Raw genomic sequence first — 17,269 nt, 5'->3', positions numbered from 1 at the left:
GAGTCCAGCCTTACGGCATGAAGCAGATCCACCGCGACCTCTACACGGCCACCGCGACCCCGCGCCTCCTCGACGTCCCCGAACTGCCCTGCCTCATGTTCGACGGCTCGGGCGCCCCCTCGGACGAGTCGTACCTCGACGCCGTCGCCGCCCTGTACGGCGTGGCCTACGCCGTACGCGCCGAGTTGAAGCCGGTCGTGACCTACTCGGTCGCCCCCCTCGAAGGGCTCTGGGACGGCGACCCCGGCGACCTGTCCGCCATGCGCTGGACGGCCCTCATCCCCCAGCCCGCCCAGGTGACCGCCGAGATCGTCGAGCGGGCGGTGGAGACCGTACGGCGTAAGCGGCCCGGGACGCGGCTCGACGGCCTGCGGCTGGGCACCATGAACGAGGGCAGGTCGGCCCAGATCCTGCACGTCGGCCCCTTCAGCGAGGAGCCCGCGACGGTCAAGACGCTGATGGAGTTCATCACCGGGCAGGGCCTGGCCCTGACGGGCAGGCATCACGAGATCTACCTGTCGGACTTCCGCCGCACCGCCCTGGAGAAGCAGCGGACCATCATCCGTTACCCCGTCGGCTGACGGGCCTGGCGTCCACCGGATCGGCGGGACCGGACACTACATTCGACGTCATGACTGATCTGGCGGGGCGACTGGCCCTGGTGACCGGGGCGGGCAGCGGGATCGGACGGGCGTGCGCGCACCGGCTGGCCGCCGCCGGGGCGCACGTGGTCGTGCTGGACAGGGACGCGGGGGCCGCCGCCGAGGTGGCCAGGGAGGTCGCCGGGACGCCGGTCGTCGCCGACCTGGCCTCGCCCGGCTTCGTCGACCTGGTCCCCGCCGACGTGGACGTCCTGGTGAACAACGCCGGGTTCCAGCACGTGGCGCCGATCGAGGAGTTCCCGCCCGAGGTGTTCTCCACGATGCTGAAGGTCATGGTCGAGGCGCCGTTCCTGCTGGTCAGGGCGGTGCTGCCGGGGATGTACCGGCGGGGCTGGGGGCGGGTCGTCAATGTCTCCTCGGTCCACGGCCTGCGTGCCTCGCCGTACAAGTCGGCCTATGTCACGGCCAAGCACGCCCTCGAAGGGCTGTCGAAGGTCGTCGCGCTCGAAGGCGCCGAACACGGCGTCACCTCCAACTGCGTGAACCCCGCCTACGTCCGCACGCCCCTGGTCGAGGAGCAGATCGACGACCAGGCGAGGAACCACGGCATCGGCAGGGACGAGGTCGTGGAACGGATCATGCTCGGCCCGGCGGTGATCAAGCGGCTGATCGAACCGGAGGAGGTGGCCGAGCTGGTCGCCTACCTGTGCGGCCCGCACGGCTCGTTCGTCACCGGGGCCTCCCTGCCTCTCGACGGAGGCTGGACGGCCCGCTGAGAGCCACCGCCGGGGCGGGCGCGACAATGACGTCATGAGCGCGCGGGTCTTCCTCGAACTACTGGCCAGGGAGGCGTCCGCCGTGGAGTTCGAGGGCCCGGTCCTGGCCGCCAGGAGCGCGGGCGCGGACGCCGCGACGCTGGCCGACCTGGAGGAGGCCAAGATCGTCGCGCTGCGGGTGCGGGAGCTGCTGCGGCGCAGGGCCCGGCGTGAGGCCGAGCTGTCGGCGCTGTTCGACACCGCGGGCGACCTGGCCGGGCTGCGCGACCTCGACGCCGTCCTTGAGGCCATCGTGCGCCGGGCCAGGCAGCTGCTCGGCACCGACGCCGCCTACATGACGCTGCACGACCCCGACCGGGGAGACACCTGGATGCGGGTGACCGACGGCTCGGTCTCGGCCAAGTTCAGGGCGTTGCGGCTGCCCATGGGAGCGGGGCTCGGCGGGCTGGTGGCCCAGACGGCGACGCCGTACTCGACGGCCGACTACTTCGCCGACCCCCGTTTCCGCCACAGCACGGACATCGACGACGCCGTGGTCGAGGAGGGGCTGGTCGCCATCCTGGGCGTCCCGCTCAAACTCGGCGGCCGGGTCATCGGCGTGCTGTTCGCGGCCAACCGCGGCGTGCGGCCCTTCAGCCAGGACGAGGTGGTGCTCCTGGGCTCGCTGGCCGCGCACGCGGCGGTGGCGATCGACAACGCCAGGCTGCTGCAGGAGACCAGGAACGCCCTTGAGGAGCTGAGCGAGACCAGCCGCCTGGCCAGCGCCCACAGCGGGGCCGTCGAGCGGGCGGCGCACGCCCACGACCGGATGGCCGGGCTGGTGCTGCGCGGCGGCGGCGTCGAGGACGTGGCCGCCGTGGTGACCGAGGTGCTCGGCGGCTCTCTGGTCGTGCTCGACGACGCGGGACGGCCGATCGCCGGCGACCCGGGCGAACTGGGCGAGGGCGTCACGGCGGTGATCGCCGAGGCGGCCAGGACGTCCCGCGCGCTCGGCCGTACGGTCAGGAGGGGCAACCTGCTGGTCGCCTCGGTCGACGTGGGCGCGGAACCGTTGTGCACGCTCGTGCTGCGGGCCGCGGAACCGGTCGCCGACACCGACCAGCGCATCCTGGAACGGGCGGCGCTGGTCACCGCGCTGCTGACACTGTTCCGCCGTACGGTCGCCGAGGCCGAGGGCCGGGTCAGGGGCGAGCTGCTCGAAGACCTGATCTCCCGTCCCGGCATGGACGGCCTGACCGAGCGGGCCCGGCGGGTCGGCGTCGATCTCGGGGCCGCCCACGTGGTCGTCGTGGCCCGCTACGGCGACGAGCGGGAGCGGGCCGCGTTCTGGGCCTCCTCGCACGCCGCGCTCAACCGCGGCCTGGCGGCCCAGGGCGGGGACGAGGTCGTGCTGCTGCTGCCCGGCGAGGACCCCGGCGCGCTCGCCAGGCGGGTCGCGGCCGAACTCGGCGCCGCCCTCGGCCGTCCGGCGACGGCGGGCGCCTGTGGCCCCGTACGCGGCCCCGGAGAGGTGGCCGGGGCCCACCAGGAGGCAAGGCGCTGCGCGGACGCCCTGGTGGCCCTGGGCCGCGAGGGAGAGGGCGCGGGCGTCGCCGAGCTCGGCTTCGTCGGGCTGCTCGTCGGCGGAGGCCGTGACATCGAGGCGTTCCTCACCGCGACCGTGGGCCCGGTGCTCGACTACGACGCCCGGCGGGGGACGGCGCTGGTGCGCACGCTCACCGCCTACTTCGGCACCGGCTGCTCCCTGTCCCGTACGGCCGAGGCCCTGCACATCCACGTCAACACGGTCACCCAGCGCCTTGACCGGGTGGCGCAGCTCCTGGGGCCGGGCTGGCAGGCCCCGGAACGGGCCCTGGAGGTCCAGCTCGCCCTGCGGCTGCACCGGCTCAGCGGCCGGCCGGGCTCGGCCCCGCCGGGTCAGCCGGGCACGTAACGCCGCTGGGCGGCCCTCGTCACCCTGACGACCCTGCGAACCCCCGGGATGCGCAACGCCACCCGTTTGAACAGCGGGTAGCGCGGGGCCGGTCTCCTCGCGGCGGAGGCCGCGCGGACCTCGACCCGGCCACCGAGGCTCATCCCGACCTTGAAGCGCAGTCCGACCTCCCGGTCCCCGATCCGCAGGAACGGCCGCCAGTCGCCGGGGGCGAGGAACCCCTCACGGTAGACCCGCCGTACCGGCACCTTGGCGACGAGCCGCCCGGCGAGCTGCCCCGGCACGCCCGGCTCGACCAGCGCGGGCGCGCAGATCTCGTGCTCCCCCCTGCTGGCCCTGCGCAGCACCAGCTCCGCCGCGGGCCCCCCGCTCGGCGGCACGTACGGCACGGGCACCACGACGAACACGTGGTCGCGCCGCGAGGTGACGGTCGCCCCCGGGGAGACCAGCGCGATCGACTCGGCGAACGAGCGGGGCTCGACGCACACGCCGAGTTCTCCCCGGTCCGACCACCAGGGGATGACCAGGCGCTCGGAGTGGTCGGCCAGTGTCCCGGTGCGGTTCGGCGGGGAGCCGGTCACCCGGGCGCGGACCTGGTGGGGGCCGCCGTACATGCGGACGTGGACCTCCCACAGGCCGGGGGGCAGCGCCTCCCCGAGGGCCGCGGAGGAGGCGTCGAGCCTGGCCGATCCGGTGACCTGGAGCCTGACCCCGTTGTGGTGCCTGCTCTGGATCACCGAGCAGGTGACGGGCAGGAAGTAGATGAGCCCGCTCTCCTCGTGCCTGACGTAGACCTCGAACCTGGCCCGGGAGGCGGCGTGGGTGACGTCGGCCAGCTCGGGCCGCAGGCTGAGGCCGTCGAGGGGAACGGGCGGCTCCCAGGCCAGACCGTCGTCGCCGTACCGGACGAACCGCACCGGTTCCCCGCCCGCGCGGACGATCTCCACGGCGAGGTTCATGGTGAAGGCGCCGTCCTGCCAGGACAGGCCCCTGAGGTCGGCCCGCAGGCGGGTGCCGCGCATGGCCTGGGCGAGTTCGACGAGCTGGTCGAGCCTGCCCGCGCGCAGCAGCGCCGCGCGCACACGCATGTGGACGGGCAGGTAACGGTCCAGGCGTGGCGGGAAACGCTGCACGACCAGTTCGCGCAGGGTCGTGAAGGTCGCCGCCCTGTCCTTGGACGAGGTGACGAACCCGGCCCCCGCGAGACGGCGCAGCACGGCCGTGCGGAACCAGTGGGCGTACATCCGGTCGCGCCGCCGCCCCTGGGGGACCTCGTAGTCGACGACGTCGAGCAGTTCGCGTAGTTCGGTGGCGTGGACGTAGGGGTCGTCCTCCTGACGCGCCGGACGTTCCCCGAGGAGGCAGCAGACCCGGTCGGCCAGGACGGTGATCGTCCTGGCCCGCAGGTAGGCCCTGGTCACGAACGTCTGCTCGGCCAGCGTCCCCCCGGGGTCGGGGAAGGTGAGCACCTCCTCGTCGAGGAACTCCCTGCGGTACAGCTTGTGCGGCGTCGGCAGGGTCAGCAGCCGGTCCCCGAGCAGGTCGGCGTTCTCCCGGTTGCGTTCGAAGATCTTGGACGGCGGTGCCTGGCCGTCCGCCAGCCGCCCGATGAGGATGTCCGCTCCGGTCTCGACCGCCCGGTCGTACATGCGCTCAAGGGCGAGGCGGTCGAGGCGGTCGGTCTGGTCGAGCAGGTAGACGTACTCGCCCCTGGCGACCGCCATGGCGACGTTGCGCCCGCGCATCGGCGAGCCGGTCCGCCCGAGGTGCAGGACCCGGACGTTCGAGCGGACCGCGGCGATGGCGTCGAGGCGGAGCTGGATTCCGTCGTCCGATCCGTCGTCGGCGAAGATGACCTCGTACTCCTCCGAGGACATCGACTGTTCGAGCACGGACCGGATACACGCGTCGGCGGTATCACCGGGGTTGTACACCGGCACTACGACGCTGACTTTTACATCCATGCGCCCAAGCGTGCGACGCCCGCGTCTTCGAGATGGTCAGACTTGCCGACTCTTGGAGTCTCAGTACCACCCCGTGGCCTGGGAATGGCCCCAAGCACCACAAGGGGTGCCGTAACGCCCCTTGATGTAGGTGAGGCCCCACTGGATCTGGGTGGCCGGGTTGACCTGCCAGTCGCTGCCCGCGCTGGCCATCTTGCTGCCGGGCAGGGACTGCGGGATGCCGTAGGCGCCGCTGTAGCGGTTCATCGCCCGCTCGTTCCAGCCGCTCTCCTTCATCCAGAGCTTCTCCAGGCAGCCCCACTGGTCGCCCCAGCCCATGGCCTCAAGCATGCTCTTGCCGAGGGCCTTGTTGCCGGTGGGGTTCGCGCTTCCCGGCGGGAAGGCCTTGGGGTCGAAGCCGTTGCCGCCCGGCGCCTTCTTCGGGATGACGATCGGGTCCAGCGGGTCACGGTCGCCGCGCGCCGCCTTGAGTTTGTCCTCCTTGGCGGCCTGGGCCGCCTGCGCCTTCATGACGTCGGTCTTGGGGTCGGGCGCGAACGGGTCGCCGCCGCCGAACACCCTGGCCAGTTCGTCCACCGAGAGCGCCGACGCCGAGGAGGTGGCCGAGGCGTTCTGGATGGCGGTGTGGACGGTGAAGCCCCCGCCGCCGACCACCACGACGATCGACGTGCCGATGATGACGGCGCGCTTGGGAGTCAGCCATCCCCGCGGCTTGACGGTCCCGTCGGAGCGGGCCGTACGACGGGAACGCGGAGCCCGGGGCTCCTTCAAGTGCGGTGATCCTGAACTCACGACCTATGAGCTTGCCGTGCTCTGGGGGGTGCTTCGCAACCCGAACGATGGAGTTGACGGCTGTTCACGGAACGTCCAATGGGATTTGTGTGACCTAGGTGCGTGACTACATGGTCTTTCCTTGACACCGACCGGCAAATGTGATGTTAATCACACTTTTCTCAGGAGACCTGTCCCACGGGCCCCTGTTCCGAGGGAAGTGGCCTCGGTCAAGCCTCACAGAACAGCGTCATGATCTCGCCCAACCCTCGTCACAGTTTCGTGACGTGGCAGGTGCTATCGGGCATTGCAACAATAATGACCGCGTGGCTGGCATCCTCCTTGTAGAAGACGACCCCTCGGTCCGGACGGGACTTGAGCTGGCACTGAGCCGTCAGGGCCACACCGTGACCTCGTACGGCACCGGCGAGGAGGCACTCGACCACATCCGGTCGCGCCGCCCCGAGATCGCCGTGCTCGACGTCATGCTTCCCGGGATCGACGGAGTCGAGGTGTGCCGCAGGATCAGGAAGCTGGACCAGCTCCCGGTGATCCTGCTCACCGCGCGGGGCGACGACCTGGACGTGGTGGTCGGGCTTGAGGCCGGAGCTGACGACTACGTGATCAAACCGGTCGAGCCGAGGGTTCTCGACGCCCGGATCCGCGCGGTCCTGCGCCGGGTCGAGTCCCTGGCCTCCGACCGCATCACCTTCGGCGACCTGGTCGTCGACCGGGGGGCGCTGAAGGTCTCGCTCGCCGGCCGGGAGGTCCACCTGACCCCGACCGAACTGCGCCTGCTGCTCGAACTGGTCCGTCACCCCGGCCAGGTCCTCAACCGCAGATACCTGTTGCGGGCCGTGTGGGACCACACCCACGTCGCGGACTCCCGGCTGGTCGACGCCTGCGTCCAGCGGGTCCGCGCCAAGATCGAGGCGGTGCCCGCCGAGCCCGAGTTCATCCACACGGTGCGTGGTTTCGGCTACCGCTTCAGTCCGCCGTGAGACGGATCTACACCGGCCTGCGCGGGCGCCTGGTCATCACCTTCACCCTGATCGCCATCGCGGCCTCCTCCCTCGTCGCGGGGATCGGCTACGAGCTGGTCAAGACCCGGGTGATCGAACGCGCAGAACAGGTCGCGGTCGGCGACGTGCGCAACACCCTCGAAGGGATAAGGGTGCCCATCGGCGGCCTCTGGCCCGGTGAGACGCCGCCGACCGACACGGAGATCGACGAGCTGCAGAAGAGGCTGCGGACCCCCAACGGCGCCGTCGTCGTCCGCTACGAGGACCCCCGCGTGCCGCGGGACGAGTACCTCTACCCGGACGGCGACTTCAGCATGAACGACGTCCCGACCGACCTCGTCCTCGGGGCCGACCGCAAGATCGCGATCAAACGGCAGCGGATCAACGGCCGCATGTGGCTGATCGTCGGCACCCCGGTGTGGCGGATCGAGCCGATCCACACCGCCCAGCCGACCGGGATGAGCATCTTCGCCTTCGTCCCGCTGTCCGAGGAGGAGCAGCTCCTGAACGACCTGCGCCAGCCCCTGGCGGCGGCGGGGGTCATCATGCTGGGCATCGCGCTCGCGGTCGCCCTGCTGTCGGCCAGGCGGGTGCTGCTGCCCGTCAGGAGGCTCGGCTCCGCCGCGCGCGCCCTCGGCGCCGGCCACCTGGACACCCGGCTGCCGGTGCACGGCCAGGACGAGCTGGCCGAGCTGACCGCGACGTTCAACGACACCGCGGCCGCCCTTGAGCGCAGCGTCTCCGAGTTGCGCGCGCTTGAGGCCATGTCCCGCCGTTTCGTCGCGGACGTGTCCCACGAACTGCGGACCCCGCTGACCGCGATGACCGCGGTGACCGACATGCTCTCCGAGGAGGCGGACCGGCTGCCCAGCGAGCCCGCGGCGGCCGTACGGCTGGTGCTCAGGGAGATCGCGCGGCTGCGGACCCTGGTCGAGCAGCTCATCGAGGCCAGCCGGTTCGACTCGGGGACGGCGACGCTGCACCTGGACAGCGTGAACGTCGCCGACGCGGTCAGCGACTGCCTTGAGGTGCGGGGCTGGCTGGACAAGGTGCGGACGAACGTGCCGCAGGGCCTGACCTTCTCCCTCGACCCCCGGCGCTTCGACGTGATCGTGGCCAACCTGGTCGGCAACGCCCTGCGCCACGGCGAGCCCCCCGTCGTGGTGACCGCGCGGAGCACGCCGAACGGGCTTGAGGTGAAGGTGCGCGACCACGGCAAGGGAATCCCCGCCTCCGACCTGCCGCACGTGTTCAACCGCTTCTACAAGGCCGGGGCCAGGGGCGACGGCAGCGGTCTCGGCCTGTCCATCGCGCGGGCCAACGCGCACCTGCACGGCGGCACGATCTCGGTGCGCCCGCAGGACCCGGGCACGCTCTTCACGGTCTGGCTGCCCCCGGCATGAACCGAGACACCAGGAGAACGAGGAGAACGGCGATGCGGCGCGCGCGGCGGCTCACCTGCCTGCTGACGGCCGTCCTGACGCTGAGCGCGTGCGGGATCGCGCCGACCGAGGTGCAGGACCTGGGACGCCCCCCGGTGATCAGCTACAGCCCCACGTGGGTGACGGTCTACCTGCTCCACAACGGCCGTCTGGAGCCCGCCAACGTCCCGGTCGGCTCGAACTCGGCGAAGAACATCATCGACGCCCTGTTCAGGGCGGGCAAGCAGCCGCCGAAGCCGGAGCTGAAGCTGACCAGCGCGCTCGGCTCCTTCAGCCACCACGACACCGAGACCACGAGGTACCGCGACGAGTCGCCGCGCAACGACCCGTCGGGCAACCTGGGCTACCGGCTGACCGTGATCGTCACGGGCGCCGGGGAGATGTCCAGGGAGGCTCTCGCCCAGATCACCTGCACGATCCGGCAGAACAAGCAGGAGAGCATCTGGAGCGTCGAGGTCACCAGGCTGTTCCCCGGAGCGCCGAAGACCTGGGGGGAGCACACCTGCTTCGAGTACCGCGATCTCGCGGCCAAAGGGGTGCGACTCCCCCCGTGATCGTCACGGGCCCTGCGGCCCGATCACATCGTGACGTCCTCCAGCATCTCGGTGACCAGCGCGGCGATCGGCGAGCGCTCGGAACGGGTCAGCGTGACGTGGGCGAACAGCGGGTGTCCCTTGAGCTTCTCGACCACCGCGACCACGCCGTCGTGCCTGCCGACCCGCAGGTTGTCGCGCTGGGCGACGTCGTGGGTGAGCACGACCCTGGAGTTGGCGCCGATCCTGCTCAGCACGGTGAGCAGGACGCCCCGCTCCAGTGACTGCGCCTCGTCCACGATGACGAAGGCGTCGTGGAGCGAACGCCCGCGGATGTGGGTCAGCGGGAGGACCTCCAGCATGCCCCTGTCGATGACCTCCTCGATCACCTCGGGGCTCGTCACCGCGCCCAGGGTGTCGTAGACGGCCTGGGCCCACGGGCCCATCTTCTCGTTCTCCGAACCGGGCAGGTAGCCCAGCTCCTGGCCGCCGACGGCGTACAGGGGGCGGAAGACGATGACCTTGCGGTGCTGGCGCCGTTCGAGCACGGCTTCGAGGCCCGCGCACAGGGCCAGGGCCGACTTGCCGGTTCCCGCCCTGCCGCCCAGCGAGACAATGCCGACCTCGGGGTCCATCAGCAGGTCGAGCGCGATGCGCTGCTCGGCGGAACGGCCGTGCAGGCCGAAGACCTCCCGGTCGCCGCGCACCAGACGGACCGACTTGTCCGGCTGCACCCGGCCGAGGGCGGAACCACGGCTGGACAGCAGCCGCAGGCCGGTGTGGGTGGGCAGGTCACGTGCCTCGGCCAGGTCGGCCGTACCGTGCTCGAAGAGCGTCTCGACGTCCTCGGTGGTCACCTGGAGCTCGGCCATGCCCGTCCAGCCCGACTCGACGGCGACCAGTTCCGCCCGGTACTCCTCGGCGGCGAGACCGATCGAGGCGGCCTTGATCCGCATCGGCAGGTCCTTGGAGACCAGAACCACGTCGTGCCCCTCCGCGGCGAGCGTGCGCGCCACGGTCAGGATGCGGGTGTCGTTGTCGCCGAGCCGGAAGCCGACGGGAAGGATGGATGGGTCGCTGTGGTTGAGCTCCACCCGGATGGTGCCCTCTCCGATGGGCATCGGCTCGTCCAGCCGTCCGTGTGTCACCCTCAGGTCGTCGAGGGACCTCAGCGCCTTGCGCGCGAAGTATCCGAGTTCTGGATGATGGCGCTTGCCCTCCAACTCGGTGATGACGACGATCGGGAGGACCACCTCGTGCTCCGCGAAACGGCTTATCGCCGCTGGATCCGCCAGGAGGACCGAGGTGTCCAGGACGTACGTACGCCGGTTGGTGACCGGCGACGTCGGTGAGGACGACGAAGGGTTTGCCACGCGTTCTCCCCCGGGCGCCATGGGGGGCGCCCTGCCATGAGCTGGGATGCGGACCGGACCCGGACCCACGCTCGCGGCATGACGAGGAGGCACCGGTGACCGGCCCTCCTTGGCAGGTCGTGACGCAAAGGTGGGCCCTCTCCGGAGTAGACGAGCTGCGCCCGTCTACTTGTTACGGTACGTCCTGAATGCCCGTCTTCCAACAGGGCAAGTCCTGCTGAAAGACGGAGTTCACGTCCTGTTTCAGGAGCCGTACCGTCGGTGCCGCGCGGCGTACGAGCGCAGGGCCCGCAGGAAGTCGATTCTGCGGAAGTCAGGCCAGTAGGCCTCGCAGAAGTAGAACTCCGAGTGGGCGCTCTGCCACAGCAGGAAGCCGGACAGCCGTTGCTCTCCCGAGGTCCTGATGACCAGGTCAGGGTCGGGCTGGCCGCGCGTGTAGAGATGCTCCGCGATGTGCTCGACATCGAGGACCTCCACGATGTCCTCGATGCTCGCGCCCTTGCTGGCGTGCTCCTGGAGAAGGGAGCGCACCGCATCAGCGATCTCACGCCTTCCCCCATACCCAACGGCAACGTTCACAATCAAACCCGGACGGTGTGATGTTGCCTCTTTAGCGTTTTTCAGGACACGGGCCGTGTGATCGGGCAGCAGGTCAAGCGCTCCCATGGGCTTGACATGCCAGCCGTCATCCACGAGTTCCTGGACCACGTCCTCAATGATCTTCACCAGGAGGTCCAGCTCGTCCTGGGACCGGTTGAGGTTGTCACTGGACAGCAGCCACACGGTGACCACCTCGACCCCGGCCTCCCGGCACCAGCCGAGCAGCTCGGAGATCTTGTCCGCGCCCTTGCGATGACCTCGGCTGACGTCCTCAAGGCCCATCGAACGCGCCCAGCGCCTGTTCCCGTCGACGATCACGCCGACATGCCGGGGGACCATCTCGCTCTGACGGGACAGCTTCCCTTCCAGCCGCCTCTCGTAGAGCCGGTAGACGAGATCACGCACGCCCATTGAAGCCCTCCCCTCAACGCCCGCCGTCGAAGGGCGCCGCCAGGCAATTATCGCCGCCCCAGAGACCTCCGCGCCCCCTCTATCGGGGTTCTGGGGGAGTTGCCGGACTTCTGTGCTCCCAGACATTCCTCGGCCTCGGCGACGAGTCCGTCCACGAAGGCCCCGAGTTCCGCTGAGGTGAGCACCGCGCGCATCCCGACACCGCCCTGGCCCCAGGCTTCGAGGAAAGCCCGCCTGGCCAGGCGCCACTCTCCCGGGTGGTCCCGACCCCCGGGAATCCAGATCGGGATGGTGCGCAGCTGGCAGCGCAGCTCACCCCCGCTGACGATCCCCCTCCTCGTCCGGTACCGGAAGGTGAACAGCTCGTCGTCCTCGGGGAAACGGTCGTCCGGATCCGGCCACTGGTCCTGCTGACCGGCGCGGGCCTCCGCGACGCCCGTGGCGAGGCTGACGAGGAACCACCCGCACCTCTCGCCGACCGTCCCGTACAGCGCGCCGTCCCGGTGGAGTTCGAGCGTGACCTCGTACGGCGAGCCGATGCTGTCGCGGCACGCCACCGGCGTAACGGTCAGGTACGACCCATCAAGGCAACGCAATCCCCCCACCTCAGAGAGGGTATCCCTGGCACAGGCTGCCAAAACGTCCCCGGGGCCGAGCGGGCCACCATGGGACACCCCCGTCCCGGCTCAGCCGCTCCCTCTCCCCAGGACCCGGCCGAGCAGCCGTCCCAGCCCGCCGGAGCGGCCGACCGGCGCGGCGGCACCGGGGGGCTCCGGGAGCAGCCCCCGCTCGCCGAGCCAGGCCACGAAGTCACGCGCGTCGGCCCGGGAGCCGCCCTCCGGCTTGGGGCGTCCGCGCGCGTAGCCGTCGAAGTGGGCCGCGAAGCCGTCGCCGAGCAGGACGACCAGGTCGGGCCTGACCCTGGCGACCGTACCGCGCCGTTTGGAGATCAGCGCCCCCTCCTGGACCCGCAGCCGCGCCGCGTCGAACCCCTCGGGGACCTCGCCCCCCGCGACCAGGGCCGCGACCAGCTCCGCCTGCGCCCTGCCCAGCTCCTGCCGCGCCCGCTCACGGGAAGGCTCAGACACGGGCCATCGCACCGCGGATACGGCCGAGCTCCTCCTCGAACACGGCGTCACTGGGGTAGTCGCCGTCCCATTCGAGCAGCACGCCCGGCGGCTCGGTCCTGGCGCACAGCTCGGTGAGGATCTCCAGCACCTCCTGCGGCACCCGGGAGGTGTGCGTGTCGTGCCAGAGCCCGTGGTGGGAGTGCCCGCCCGCGACGTGGACGTAGGCCAGGGCGGAAAGCGGCAGCCCGTCCAGCGCGGAGACCGCCCCGAGCCCCAGGTTGACCTGGTTGGTGTAGAGGTTGGCGACGTCGACCAGCAGCCCGACCCCGGTCGCCTCGACCAGCTCCCCGAGGAACTGCGCCTCGGTCATCTCGTCCTCGGGCCAGCCGAACAGCGCCGCCACGTTCTCCAGCGCCAGCGGTACGGCCAGCGCGTCCTGGGCCCGCCGTACGTTCTCCACCACGACCGACAGGGCGGCCCTGGTGCGCGGCACGGGCAGCAGGTGACCCGCCTCCATGCCGCCCGCCCGCACGAAGGCCAGGTGCTCGCTGACCAGGGGTGAGCCCAGAGCCCGCGCGCAGGCGTCCAGGTGGGCCAGCCTGTCCGGGTCGGGCGGCTCCGCGCCGCCGATCCCGAGGCCGACCCCGTGCGGGATCACCGGAACGCCTCGGGCCAGCAGCACCCGCAGCGACTCGGGGAGCGCGCCGGGCCGGATGTTCTCCGCGATCACCTCGACGAAGTCGACACCGGGCATGCGCTCGACGGTCAGGTCGATCTCGGGCCGCCAGCCCAGGCCGACCCCCAGCCGCCCGGCCGCCCCGTGCTCAGCCACCGCCGCATCCTCCTCCGCAGCCGGAACCACAGCCGGAGCCGCCGCCGCAGCTCGACCCGCCCGAGTCCCCGCCACCGCCCGAGTCCCCTCCTGCGCCCCAGTCTCCCGACCCGAAGTCACCACCGCCGCCGAAGGAGGAGCCGTCGGAGGAGGACGAGCCTCCGCCGCAGGCGCCCGCGGCGCAGCTCGACCCGCCGCCGGCGGTGTGGGCGTTCCTCTTCAGCTCCTCGGTCAGCAGCGGGTCACCCAGCTCGCCCAGGCCGTACAGGGCCACGGGGAAGGCGACCGCGAAGGCCAGGTCGGAGGTCGCGGGACGGGCGCCGCGCACGTGGACCCCGCGGGCGGCGGCGAGCGTTTCGTGCCCGGCCCTGCTGAGCGCCCCCCGCAGGGCTCGCCGCATCCGGGAGTAGACGACGAGCCCGCTCACCGAGGCCACCGCCCCGGCCAGCGTGGACAGCACGCCCAGGTGCCCCCACGACAGGACGGACAGCAGCGAGCCGAACTCGAAGAGCGCCGCGATCACGGTGAGGACCAGCAGCCTGCGGTGGAGTCTGCGCGCCTCGGCGAAGGCGCCCTCGGGCACCAGCAGTCCCATCCCCAGCAGGCGGTAACGCAGGCCGTCCACGGCGACCCCGGTCCCCACCGTACGGCGCAGCTCCGCCGCCGGGCAGGAGCCGCCCCGCTGCCTGAGGGCGTCGAGAACGGCCTTCTCGACAGGTTCCGCAGGAGGCAGGGCGCCCGTCACGAGGCTGATCCGGCCGCCCCTGGCGACCCGGATCGAACCCGCCCTGGCCAGCACGCCGAGCGCGGTGTTGACCGCCCTGAGCGGCCCACCGGCCAGATAGGCCAGCTCGTAGGGGCCCAGGGGCGCGCCCGTACCCCTCGGGGGGCCCGCGAGCACCCTGCGATGCTCGCTCCGCAGCCCCACCGCGGTGGTCCATACAGCCGCCACGAGGGTGACGCCGATGACGAGCAGTGTGAATTCCATGTCCGCCTCCGGGGGAAAGGCAAGGCGTGCGCGCGTGACTGTTCTGTCAGGTAGACGTGGGGAACGTCCCCGAGGTTGCGCCTGACCGCCTTTTTGTCGTCATCTTTGTCGCCTTGGTCTTCCCCTACCCCCGTACGGCACCCGTACGACGCGACACGCCGGTCCCCGTACCGGAACCGGCGTGTCGGATGTCCCCGGCGAAAGGGACGCGTGGATCAGCCCAGACGCTCGACCAGCGCCCGGTACTCGTCCCACAGTTCCCTGGGCAGGTGGTCGCCGAAGGTCTCGAAGAAGGCCGGGACCAGGGCCGCCTCCTGGCGCCAGACCTCCTCGTCCACGGTGAGCAGGGTGCGCAGGTCCTCGGCGGGGATGTCGAGGCCCTCGGTGTCCAGCTCGGCGGGCAGCAGGCCGATGGGCGTCCGCACGGCCTCCGCCTCACCGTTGAGGCGGTCCACGATCCACTTCAGGACGCGGCTGTTCTCCCCGAAGCCGGGCCAGATGAACCGGCCGTCCTCGCTCTTGCGGAACCAGTTCACGTAGTAGACCCGCGGGAGGCTGACGCCCTCACGCCTGCCCAGGCCGATCCAGTGGGCGAAGTAGTCGCCCATGTTGTAGCCGCAGAAGGGCAGCATCGCGAACGGGTCGCGGCGCAGCTCGCCGACCTTGCCCTCGGCGGCGGCGGTCTTCTCCGAGGCGATGTTGGCGCCGATGAACACGCCGTGGTTCCAGCTCAGCGACTCGGTCACCAACGGTACGGCGCTGGCCCTGCGCCCGCCGAAGAGGATGGCCGAGATCGGCACGCCCCTGGGGTCCTGCCACTCGGGGGCGATGGTCGGGCACTGCCCGGCGGGCACGGTGAAGCGGGCGTTGGGGTGGGCGGCGGGCTCGTCGCTCTCCGGCGTCCAGTCGCGGCCCCGCCAGTCGGTCAGGTGCGCGGGAGGCTCGTCGGTGAGCCCCTCCCACCACACGTCGCCGTCGTCGGTCAGGGCGACGTTGGTGAAGATGCTGTTGCCCCAGAGCGTCCTGATCGCGTTGGCGTTGGTCGACTCGCCGGTGCCGGGGGCGACGCCGAAGAACCCGGCCTCGGGGTTGATGGCGTACAGGCGGCCGTCTTCGCCGAAGCGCATCCAGGCGATGTCGTCGCCGACCGTCTCGACCTTCCAGCCCGGGATGGTCGGCTGGAGCATGGCCAGGTTGGTCTTGCCGCAGGCGCTGGGGAAGGCCGCGGCGATGTAGCGGGTCTGCCCTGAGGGGGGCGTGAGCTTGAGGATGAGCATGTGCTCGGCGAGCCAGCCCTCGTCGCGTGCCATCGTGCTGGCGATGCGCAGGGCGTAGCACTTCTTGCCCAGCAGGGCGTTGCCGCCGTAGCCGGAGCCGTACGACCAGATCTCGCGGGTCTCGGGGAAGTGGCTGATGTACTTGGTGGAGTTGCACGGCCACGGCACGTCGGCCTGGCCGGGCGCGAGCGGCGCGCCGACCGAGTGGACGGCCTTGACGTAACCGCCGCGCTCCTCGATGAGCCGCAGGGCCCGCTCCCCCATCCGCGTCATGATCCGCATGGAGACCACCACGTACGGCGAGTCGGTGATCTCGACGCCGAGCTGGGAGATCTCACCGCCCAGCGGCCCCATGCAGAACGGCACGACGTACATCGTGCGCCCGCGCATGCAGCCCTTGAAGAGCCCGGCGAAGGTCCGGCGCATCTCGTCGGGGGCGATCCAGTTGTTGGTCGGGCCCGCGTCCTGTTCGCGCTCGGAGCAGATGTAGGTCCGGTCCTCGACACGGGCGACGTCCGTGGGGTCGGAGGCGGCGTAGAAGCTGTTCTGCCGCTTGGACAGGCGGGTGAGCGTCCCCTGCTCGACCAGCAGGTTCGTCAGCCGGGTCCATTCGACCTCCGAGCCGTCACACCATTCGATCCGGTCGGGCTGGGTCAGCTCGGCGATCTCGTTGACCCACGCGGCCAACTCTTCGTGGGTGGTAGGACTGGGGGCGGTTACGTCCTCGATAACGGACACTGCTACGGCTCCTTACGCTCCTCAGGGCCAGGTCATCATTGACGACCAAACCGCCGTTAATCCAATTGGCATAGACCAGTGAATAACGGCTGTCCGTCGCCGCAACGACTCCGAACCGGCCCCGGCGACCGGCATAAGGGCAGGCAAGGAGTCATGATGTTCCGGGTGACCTACCCAAAAGAAGCGACGTTAAAGGAGCGTGTTCCGCCAGTGGTATAGGCCATTAACAGAGGTCTAAACCAATCACCGCACAGGTTCAGACCAATTTCGGCCCGTTTTCCCTGGCCCGCCTCAGGAACCGATGTCCGGGCCGGAGGCGCGCACCCGGTCGACGTGCTGAAGCGCGTCGCGCAGATCGGCCAGCCAGGTGTCGGTGTGGGCGCCCACCAGACGCACACACCAGGCGAGCGCGTCACTGCGGCTGCGTGCGACCCCAGCCGCCACAAGAGTGTCCAGGACGCGCCGCTCGGGCTGGCGCAGACGTGTCATGACCGGGACCGAGAGTGTGGTGAACATCACCGTCTCGTCACTCACCGCGATGCCCCACGAGACCTTCCTGCGGAAGCGGTGCTCGGCCTCCCGGGCGATCTCGACGCGCCGCTCCCTGGTCTCCTCGCGGAAGCGCTGGATGCCGCCCTCGACGGCGGCGGCCCGCTCGATCTCGGAGACGCCCTCGGCGGGCGCGGGCGCGGCGAGCCTGCCGACGACCGTGATCTCCTCACGGTCGAGCACGATCTCGGGACGCCCCTCGAACCACCCCTCGGGCAACCGCCCGGAGAACCAGCCACGCAGCTTCTCGACCGTTTCGTCACTATCCATGTAATCGAGATTACATCGCTTCATCCAAGGGGACCATCGCCGGTCCCGGACAGGGACGGGTGGGCCTCCTGTGGCACTCGTTGCAGTGTTCACACCTGTCGCCTAGACGCGACAATCG

At 70.8% G+C, this 17,269-nt stretch carries 16 protein-coding genes; 6 read left to right on the top strand and 10 right to left on the bottom strand.

Annotation, left to right across the window (positions count from 1 at the left end):
- The first annotated feature begins 17 nt into the window (after positions 1 to 17).
- Genes ACFOYY_RS37595 through ACFOYY_RS37585 form a run of 3 tightly spaced genes read left to right on the top strand, consistent with a single transcriptional unit; the run spans position 18 to position 3,311 of the window.
- Positions 18 to 581, top strand: coding sequence for a GyrI-like domain-containing protein (locus ACFOYY_RS37595; protein WP_386196019.1), 564 nt, complete (start codon positions 18 to 20; stop codon positions 579 to 581).
- Between the two features lie 50 nt (positions 582 to 631).
- Complete coding sequence (locus ACFOYY_RS37590) at positions 632 to 1,378, top strand: 3-hydroxybutyrate dehydrogenase (protein ID WP_352013793.1); 747 nt, start codon at positions 632 to 634, stop codon at positions 1,376 to 1,378.
- Positions 1,379 to 1,412: 34 nt separating this feature from the next.
- Positions 1,413 to 3,311 carry a helix-turn-helix domain-containing protein gene (locus tag ACFOYY_RS37585; protein WP_386196017.1) on the top strand — a complete coding sequence of 633 codons (1,899 nt, stop codon included), beginning with the start codon at positions 1,413 to 1,415 and terminating at the stop codon, positions 3,309 to 3,311.
- On the opposite strand, the gene ACFOYY_RS37580 is transcribed toward ACFOYY_RS37585, so the two are convergent.
- Positions 3,296 to 5,275 carry a glycosyltransferase family 2 protein gene (locus ACFOYY_RS37580; protein ID WP_352013795.1) on the bottom strand — a complete coding sequence of 660 codons (1,980 nt, stop codon included), beginning with the start codon at positions 5,273 to 5,275 and terminating at the stop codon, positions 3,296 to 3,298. The genes ACFOYY_RS37585 and ACFOYY_RS37580 overlap by 16 nt on opposite strands.
- A gap of 60 nt (positions 5,276 to 5,335) precedes the next feature.
- Positions 5,336 to 6,046 (bottom strand): aggregation-promoting factor C-terminal-like domain-containing protein, encoded by a 711-nt coding sequence (locus ACFOYY_RS37575; protein ID WP_352013796.1) that lies wholly within the window; start codon positions 6,044 to 6,046, stop codon positions 5,336 to 5,338.
- A 326-nt stretch (positions 6,047 to 6,372) separates the two neighbouring features.
- Here ACFOYY_RS37575 and ACFOYY_RS37570 point away from each other — a divergent pair, with 326 nt between their 5' ends.
- From ACFOYY_RS37570 to ACFOYY_RS37560, 3 genes are read left to right on the top strand one after another with little or no spacing between them, the layout of a single operon-like run.
- The gene (locus ACFOYY_RS37570; RefSeq protein ID WP_352013797.1) at positions 6,373 to 7,047 is read left to right on the top strand and encodes a response regulator transcription factor; all 675 of its coding nucleotides are present in this window, start codon (positions 6,373 to 6,375) and stop codon (positions 7,045 to 7,047) included.
- Complete coding sequence (locus tag ACFOYY_RS37565) at positions 7,044 to 8,471, top strand: ATP-binding protein (RefSeq protein WP_352013798.1); 1,428 nt, start codon at positions 7,044 to 7,046, stop codon at positions 8,469 to 8,471. Before ACFOYY_RS37570 ends, ACFOYY_RS37565 begins: the two co-directional genes overlap by 4 nt.
- A 32-nt stretch (positions 8,472 to 8,503) precedes the next feature.
- Entirely contained in the window at positions 8,504 to 9,064 is a 561-nt protein-coding gene (locus tag ACFOYY_RS37560) for a hypothetical protein (protein WP_352013799.1), read from the top strand.
- Between the two features lie 23 nt (positions 9,065 to 9,087).
- Here ACFOYY_RS37560 and ACFOYY_RS37555 read toward each other — a convergent pair whose 3' ends face one another.
- The 8 genes from ACFOYY_RS37555 to ACFOYY_RS37520 form a co-directional block, all read right to left on the bottom strand.
- Positions 9,088 to 10,437: a PhoH family protein gene (locus ACFOYY_RS37555; protein ID WP_352013800.1), complete on the bottom strand. Its 1,350-nt coding sequence runs from the start codon at positions 10,435 to 10,437 to the stop codon at positions 9,088 to 9,090.
- Positions 10,438 to 10,659: 222 nt separating this feature from the next.
- Positions 10,660 to 11,427: an isoprenyl transferase gene (locus tag ACFOYY_RS37550; RefSeq protein ID WP_352013801.1), complete on the bottom strand. Its 768-nt coding sequence runs from the start codon at positions 11,425 to 11,427 to the stop codon at positions 10,660 to 10,662.
- 47 nt (positions 11,428 to 11,474) lie between these two features.
- The gene (locus ACFOYY_RS37545) at positions 11,475 to 11,984 is read right to left on the bottom strand and encodes a hypothetical protein (RefSeq protein WP_352013802.1); all 510 of its coding nucleotides are present in this window, start codon (positions 11,982 to 11,984) and stop codon (positions 11,475 to 11,477) included.
- Between the two features lie 129 nt (positions 11,985 to 12,113).
- Positions 12,114 to 12,515 (bottom strand): hypothetical protein, encoded by a 402-nt coding sequence (locus tag ACFOYY_RS37540; protein WP_386196012.1) that lies wholly within the window; start codon positions 12,513 to 12,515, stop codon positions 12,114 to 12,116.
- A complete protein-coding gene (locus tag ACFOYY_RS37535; RefSeq protein WP_362776641.1) occupies positions 12,508 to 13,329 on the bottom strand; it encodes a DUF692 domain-containing protein in 822 nt (273 codons plus the stop codon). Before ACFOYY_RS37535 ends, ACFOYY_RS37540 begins: the two co-directional genes overlap by 8 nt.
- Positions 13,322 to 14,317, bottom strand: coding sequence for a TIGR04222 domain-containing membrane protein (locus tag ACFOYY_RS37530; RefSeq protein ID WP_352013805.1), 996 nt, complete (start codon positions 14,315 to 14,317; stop codon positions 13,322 to 13,324). The genes ACFOYY_RS37535 and ACFOYY_RS37530 overlap by 8 nt, the downstream gene beginning before the upstream one ends.
- Positions 14,318 to 14,532: 215 nt before the next feature.
- A complete protein-coding gene (locus ACFOYY_RS37525; RefSeq protein ID WP_386196009.1) occupies positions 14,533 to 16,332 on the bottom strand; it encodes a phosphoenolpyruvate carboxykinase (GTP) in 1,800 nt (599 codons plus the stop codon).
- A gap of 291 nt (positions 16,333 to 16,623) precedes the next feature.
- A complete protein-coding gene (locus tag ACFOYY_RS37520) occupies positions 16,624 to 17,151 on the bottom strand; it encodes a hypothetical protein (protein WP_386196007.1) in 528 nt (175 codons plus the stop codon).
- Positions 17,152 to 17,269: the final 118 nt, after the last annotated feature.

It is taken from the genome of Streptosporangium jomthongense, assembly GCF_042650425.1.
Lineage (GTDB): Bacteria > Actinomycetota > Actinomycetes > Streptosporangiales > Streptosporangiaceae > Streptosporangium.
This window is presented reverse-complemented; position numbering and strand designations above follow the sequence as displayed.

Excerpts from the sequence above, each read along its gene's own strand:
- ACFOYY_RS37595 (WP_386196019.1), top strand. The coding sequence starts at position 18 with ATGAAGCAGATCCACCGCGACCTCTACACGGCCACCGCGACCCCGCGC.
- ACFOYY_RS37590 (WP_352013793.1), top strand. The coding sequence starts at position 632 with ATGACTGATCTGGCGGGGCGACTGGCCCTGGTGACCGGGGCGGGCAGC.
- ACFOYY_RS37585 (WP_386196017.1), top strand. The coding sequence starts at position 1,413 with ATGAGCGCGCGGGTCTTCCTCGAACTACTGGCCAGGGAGGCGTCCGCC.
- ACFOYY_RS37580 (WP_352013795.1), bottom strand. The coding sequence starts at position 5,275 with ATGGATGTAAAAGTCAGCGTCGTAGTGCCGGTGTACAACCCCGGTGAT.
- ACFOYY_RS37560 (WP_352013799.1), top strand. The coding sequence starts at position 8,504 with ATGCGGCGCGCGCGGCGGCTCACCTGCCTGCTGACGGCCGTCCTGACG.
- ACFOYY_RS37555 (WP_352013800.1), bottom strand. The coding sequence starts at position 10,437 with ATGGCGCCCGGGGGAGAACGCGTGGCAAACCCTTCGTCGTCCTCACCG.
- ACFOYY_RS37550 (WP_352013801.1), bottom strand. The coding sequence starts at position 11,427 with ATGGGCGTGCGTGATCTCGTCTACCGGCTCTACGAGAGGCGGCTGGAA.
- ACFOYY_RS37530 (WP_352013805.1), bottom strand. The coding sequence starts at position 14,317 with ATGGAATTCACACTGCTCGTCATCGGCGTCACCCTCGTGGCGGCTGTA.
- ACFOYY_RS37520 (WP_386196007.1), bottom strand. The coding sequence starts at position 17,151 with ATGGATAGTGACGAAACGGTCGAGAAGCTGCGTGGCTGGTTCTCCGGG.